Annotated in this window: 6 protein-coding genes; 5 read left to right on the top strand and 1 reads right to left on the bottom strand. The window is 63.5% G+C overall.

Annotation, left to right across the window (positions count from 1 at the left end):
* From WDW90_RS33795 to WDW90_RS33775, 5 genes are all read left to right on the top strand, one after another.
* Positions 1-225 (top strand): hypothetical protein (locus tag WDW90_RS33795; RefSeq protein WP_336492062.1); only part of this gene is annotated, 225 nt, incomplete at its 5' end.
* Positions 226-569: 344 nt separating this feature from the next.
* Entirely contained in the window at positions 570-2,042 is a 1,473-nt protein-coding gene (locus WDW90_RS33790; RefSeq protein ID WP_336492061.1) for a DnaJ domain-containing protein, read from the top strand.
* A gap of 1,444 nt (positions 2,043-3,486) precedes the next feature.
* Positions 3,487-3,852: a hypothetical protein gene (locus WDW90_RS33785; RefSeq protein ID WP_336492059.1), complete on the top strand. Its 366-nt coding sequence runs from the start codon at positions 3,487-3,489 to the stop codon at positions 3,850-3,852.
* Positions 3,853-4,318: 466 nt separating this feature from the next.
* Positions 4,319-4,834 carry a DUF4365 domain-containing protein gene (locus tag WDW90_RS33780; RefSeq protein WP_336492057.1) on the top strand — a complete coding sequence of 172 codons (516 nt, stop codon included), beginning with the start codon at positions 4,319-4,321 and terminating at the stop codon, positions 4,832-4,834.
* A complete protein-coding gene (locus tag WDW90_RS33775; protein ID WP_336492056.1) occupies positions 4,831-5,961 on the top strand; it encodes a hypothetical protein in 1,131 nt (376 codons plus the stop codon). The genes WDW90_RS33780 and WDW90_RS33775 overlap by 4 nt, the downstream gene beginning before the upstream one ends.
* Positions 5,962-5,966: 5 nt before the next feature.
* Here WDW90_RS33775 and WDW90_RS33770 read toward each other — a convergent pair.
* On the bottom strand, positions 5,967-6,152 hold a 186-nt coding region (locus WDW90_RS33770; RefSeq protein ID WP_336492055.1), incomplete at its 5' end, for a hypothetical protein.

Raw genomic sequence — 6,152 nt, 5'->3', positions numbered from 1 at the left:
CAGGGAGGGGGAAAGAATGATCTCTATAGAAAAACCCCAGTTGTCCCCGCCGGCGGGAAGGAGAGGACGTACTTGGGGACAACGAGGGTCATTACAGGACGAAGAGAGAAGATGATCTCTATAGAAAATCCCCCGTTGTCCCCGGGAGGATCGCCGGCGTTGAGGATGTCAAGGGGCGCGCGAGGGAAAAGTTGCCAGTCAGAAGAGAGGATAATTCTCGGATGAGGAGACAACGGAGGAAACTACAGGACGAGTAAAAGATGATCTCTATAGAAATTCCCCCGTTGTCCCCGCCCGCGAGGGGAGGGGTGTCCGGCCGTCCTGGGGACAAGGGGGTCATTACAGGGAGGAGAGAGAATGATCTCTATAGAAGTTCCTCCGTTGGCTCCGTCATCGAGCGGACCGGGGTCGGGGGTGGAGTAGAGGGTCGCCTCCTTCGTCTCCCTCAAATCGCGAGAGTGCAGCGACAGGCGCGACCCGGCGGATCGCCGTCGGAGGAGGGCGCCTCGCGCGGCCCCCGGTGAACCGAGGCCCTCGGGGCCGTCATATCTCAATGAAGGCGTACCACCGTGACCTTGAGCGAGGCTTGTGAGGTTCTGGGTGTCCGGCCCGGGGCGACCTACGAGGAGATCAAGTCGGCCTACCGCGAGCCGGCGAAGCGCTGCCACCCCGACCTCAACGGCGAGGGGCCGCGCAACTCCGAGCGATTCCAGCGGGTCCAGGACGCCTACCAGACCCTGCGCAGGTGGGGCGGCATCGGGCGAGGGGACCAGGCCCGCGGGCGGACCGACAACGGCGCGACCGAGGAGGACAGGCTCGACCCGGTGCGGGTCGTCCGGACCTTCATGGCGGAGAACGACGTCGAGGTCCTCCTCGACGGCTCGATGCGGCGGCGCTCGGACAGCCGCATGGCCCGGACCCAGGCCGACGTCGAGGCGTGCCTCTCAATGGACGAGATCGACGCGCCATGGCTCGTCGACGGTATCCTGCTCGACCCCCGCTGGCGCGAGTGCGGGCTGCGGAAACCCGCCGTGGAGCGGGCCCTGCGGCGCGTCGTGCGCGAGGACCAGAAGCGGCGCCGGGTGCTCATCCTCAGGCCGCTCTTCTCCGAGGTCACACCGTCGGAACGCGCCCGCGCCGAGGAGGAGTGGCTCCGCCTCGCGAGCGCCGCGTTCGAGACCGACGCCACGCTCGCCGCTGCCGTGCTCGGTCACTTCATCTGGCAGGTGAAGCAGAAGACCCTGCGCCGCCCCGTGGAGCACCACCTGGCGCCGGTGGTCTTCGGCCCAGAGCAGGGCAGCGGCAAGACGACCTTCGTGCGGCACTTCCTCGGCCCGCTGCAGGAGCTGGCGATCGGCCCGCTGCCGCTCTCCGACGTCGCCGACACGCGCAGCGGCGACATCTACCGCTACCCGGTGCTCTTCCTCGACGACATCGAGAGGGTCGACCCCCGGCGCGTGCCCGTTCTGAAGAGCCTCGTCACGAGCGAGCGGATCCGTCGGCGTCGGCTCGGCACCTCCTACAGCACGACGATCCTGCAGAGGACGACCCTGATCGGGACGGCCAACACGCCGATCGACGAGCTGGTGGCCGACGAGACCGGCAACCGCCGCTTCGCGACGCTGAGGTTCCGCAACGGGGAGGCCGCGAAGCGTGGCGACCGCAGCGTCTGGGACATCGTCAATGAGACCAACTACGAGCTCCTGTGGCGCTCGGTCGAGGCGCTCGCTCCCTCGCCCATGGAGGCCCACCTCGACGGCCTCTTCGCGCTCCAGGCCGCGAGCCGCAGGCAGAGCGAGCTCGCGGCCTGGCTCGCCGACCTTGACGTGGGCAGCGATGCCGTCCGCCGGATCACGAGCAATTGGGGCGTGGGGGCACAGGCCTTGTGGGAGCTGTTCCGGGCACAGACGGGCAGCACGATGTCGCTCACCCGGTTCGGCATGGAGATGACCCGCCTCGTTGCCGATCCGGCGGTGCCGTTCGGCAGCAAGACCAGGAACATGCACGGCACGTTCTACCCGCTGAAGGCGGGCGGGGCGTGAGGGAGGGCCGCGCTGAGGCCTCAGGTCGTCCTCAAGGTCGTCATGCTCACCATGGTCACCATGCTCGCCATGGTGACGATGGCGCGTCGAGTTGGTGCTCGCTCGGCCTGTAACCGATCGGGGAGGGTACCGGCGCCGGGGACAACGGGAGACATTACGGGACGAGAGAGAAGATGATCTCTATAGAAAGTCCCACGCTGTCCCCTTGGGTGTGCATCGACGAGCAAGTTGCCGTGCGGATCGAACTGCAAGTGCATTGGTGACAGTGGCTTCAAGGGAATGCCATTCGCCGCTGCGGCCCTCGTGCACGACATCCGCGTCTCGGTCTCGCTTGGCCGCACCCGGAACGGCCAGCTCCTGCCGTGCGGGATCAGGTGGGTCGTTGTTTGATCGCGACCTTGCTGGCCCACGGCCGCGAGACGACCGACGAAACCGGCCAGCACCGGCCGTTTGCTCCATGGTCGCCATGCTCGTAATGGCGACCATGGCGCGTCGAGCAGGCGCTCGGCCCTTGAACTGCAATCGGTGATGGACTGGCATCCGTGCCGGGGACAACGGGGGACATTACAGGACGAGAGAAAAGATAATCCCTATAGAAAGTCCCCCGTTGTCCCCAGTGGCAGTGGAGAGCGGAAACCCGTGTCGGGGACAACGAGGGACATTACAGGGAGGAGAAAAGAATGATCTATATAAAAAGTCTCCCCTTGTCCCCGAAGGGGGGCATGATGCCGGCATAGGGCCATCAGAGTGCGATGCGGGCGGTCAGTTTCACGGTGTCCCCGAGGCATGGACGGAGAGGGCCGCTCTGTCGCTGTCAATCACTGGCCTGATGAATTCGGCCTCGCGTCGGGGCACGCCCCGCTCGGCACCAGCCGAGGAGGCGACCGTGCTCCCAAGATCACGCGGATGGGCAGCGGTCCCGCGTTTCCGAGTCGAGGATCAAGAGCGACGTCCGCGGGTGAGGAGAGCGGAGCCGAGGCCCGCATCAGTGATCTGCCGTGAACGAGCGAAACGAGCGAAGCCATTCCGCTCCGGCGGCCACCAGGACTAGACCGTGTCACGATCCCTGCCGTCCAAGGTCGGCGAGCACAGGGCGGTCGAGCGACAGTTGCCCAAAACTCACGTGGTGAGTCGCCACTTTCATCGTGTCGAGACGATGATCCTGATCCGACTCGGCCAGCAGGGCAGGTTGATCGTATTCGCGAGGGCCTCATAACGGCACCCTGGTGCCATGAAACACTGCCGATTATCGATGTTATCTCGAAATGCCCATGCCTCTGCCGTATGACCACAGTGGGTATTGTGCTTACAACTGAATTTCCATGCGCTAAGTCGATGCGCCGGAGTGCTCTGCGTGTGATCGTGGTATAATAGATTGAACTTTCATAAACACGCCGGCAGTTTTGCCGCGGGACATGTGTACATAGAAGAGAGGGCGCTAACGATGGACCAATTCTTTTATCGCCGAACCACGGAAGAAAAGGCAGATTCGATTTTACGGCATGGGTTCCGCGACGAAGAAGCCCCCTACTTGATCGGTATTAACGCAAAGGGTGTCTGGCTGTCCGATAGACCTGTCGATTGCAACGAGGGAGCAACAGGGGATACCCTGCTGCGGGTAATCTTGCCATGTAGCGTCGACATCTCGGAGCATTACTTTGATGAAGGAGGCGAAAAAGGATATAAAGAGTGGCTCGTTCCGGCATCGATCCTCAACTCTTTCGGCAGGGCGGAAAGGTACAGCGACGCAGCTTACCACGAAGATCATCCCGAAGGTTTTCCATGCTCGCCTGACATAATTCGTGCTTGAGTGAAATCCGGCCCCAATACTTGACGTGCGGGGATACACGCTGCCGGAACCAATCACGACTGGAGAAGAAAGAGGCGGACAACACCATAATTTTCCTATCAGAGCCGGCCCGTTGTCCCGGCAGCCCCATACCTAATGGCAGCAGTGCCACGACAGCCATTTCGGGAGGGCCAACCTACGGGGCTAACCGGGGCGTTGGCACGGCTCTGTGCGGGATTGGCCCGCCCTGCAGCCCGATGCTCGCCTCGACGGCCACACAGCCGACTGGGCCCTGCGAGTACGTCATTTCGAGGCGTAGGCAGTCGACGCGGCCGTGCGCAAGGGGACAGCCAACGCATGCTGACCGCCATTGGGGCGAGCCTACCTGGGGCCCATACTCTCAACTAGACAGCAACCCACAGGATGGTATGGCGGGCTACAGACGGCCGTTCAGGCCGTTGCTGCCGCTGGAGGCCAGGGCGGGGACGTGATTACCCCTGAGCATACGAAGGAACTGCTGTCGCTCGCCTACGTCCATGCACTCGCGGGCCGCGCTGGTCTGAACCTCGCAGCAACCCCGGTGTTCGATTACGGCGTCGATGGCATGTTCCACCCCGTCAAGATGCGGGGCCGGGAGCGGGTGCCAACAGGTTTTCCGGTCGCTTTCCAGATGAAGGCCACGGTCGACTGGCGGCATGATGGGGAAGACGTTGTCTACGACCTAGACGCGCGGGCACATCGGAACCTCACGGACCGCGAGGAAGGGCAGATGATGATGATCCTCATCCTGCTCTGCTTGCCCAGGGATGACACCCTTTGGCTGGTGAACTCTGAGACCGAACTCCATCTGAGGCACTGTTGCTACTGGTACCTACCACCGGGGCCCCCGACGGATCACACGTCGAGCATCCAGATCCGGATCCCACGCACCAATTTGCTGACACCTGACGCCTTGAGGGGCATCATGGCAACCGCTCGCGAGGAGGCTCGGTCAGGGCGATGACGGGCGAGCCTTTCGACATCAGCCGCGTGCCGCTCTCCTCGCTCAAGCGGTATCTCTCCGCGACCGGATGGCGGCGCGATGTCCTGCGCAGTGGGCTGGAGCTGTTCAGCCTGGGCTCCGACGACGACTTCGAAATCGTGCTGTCCGCCAACTCGCGGGCCCGCGACGCCGGGCAGCGACTGACGCTAGCCATCCAGACGCTCACCGCGCTGCAGGAGCGCCCTCCAGAGGAAGTCATCGCAGCGATCCGGGCGATCAGCTACGATATCATCCGGTCCCGGCTCCCAGACCACGCCATCCGCCACGACACGATCAAGCTGGGCACCGCCGAGGAGGCCATCCGATGCTTGCGGCGCATCTTAGCTGCTTCGGCGCATGCGGAGCTACACTCCGGCCCATACTTCGAGCGGGTGGACACCGTCGCGCAGCGCTACGCAGACGACTGTCGGTTCGGGCACACCTTCCGGGGCAGCTTCGGGTTCACGATCGAGTCCCACGTCGGTCCTAATACGACAGAGGTCGTCGCCGACTTAAAGGACACGCTCCCACTTTCGAGGCGGGCGGTGCAACGGGTCGCGCGCGGCCTGCGAGCGGTTGAGGCCGCGATCGACCAGGAAGACCCATCGAAGATCGTCGAAGGCTTCAAGACCGGTCTGAACGCGAACGCATGCGACGAGCTTGCGGACCTCGTCGAGGCTCCCAACGTGGGCGACGTTCGCTTCGAGATCGCCTTCTCACCCGAGTGGGGTGCACCCGATGGCATCGGGTCCGAGATGAGCGCGGAGATTAGACACGCCCGCTCCGGAGAGGTCATCCGCGAGGCATCCAAGCTCCTGCGGCACATTGAGTTCGAGAAGCACCGGACGATCCGGGGCACGATCTATACCCTGCGCACCAAAGAGAATCCCTCCGACCTCTTTAGTAACACTGTTCCACGCGAAGTCGTGATCGCAACCGATTTGGATGATTTCGGCAGCATCAACGTTCGCGTGTACCTTCAGGCTGAGGATTACTTGCGGGCACTTGAGGCGCATCGGGATGGCCGGGAGATCGTTGTGCAGGGCGAGCTGGAGCGCACGGGACGCGGTTGGTTGCTGGAGAACCCGCGGGACTTCTTCGTCCTTTAGTCGATTCAGGTGCGGTCACCCCGTGATGTGTCTCGCCGCACAAGGGCGGCGCCTCCTTGGCGTTCACAGGTGAGTATCCGCACCGCGGTACCGATCACGCTGCGCTCTATTCCCGACAGATCTTCACGGAGCGTGTCATGTCTGAGGTTCACGAACAGCTCGTTGCGGCTCTGCGCGCAGTGGTTGCCCAG

This window comes from Methylobacterium nigriterrae, from assembly GCF_037106235.1.
Taxonomy (GTDB): Bacteria; Pseudomonadota; Alphaproteobacteria; order Rhizobiales; family Beijerinckiaceae; genus Methylobacterium; species Methylobacterium nigriterrae.
This window is presented reverse-complemented; position numbering and strand designations above follow the sequence as displayed.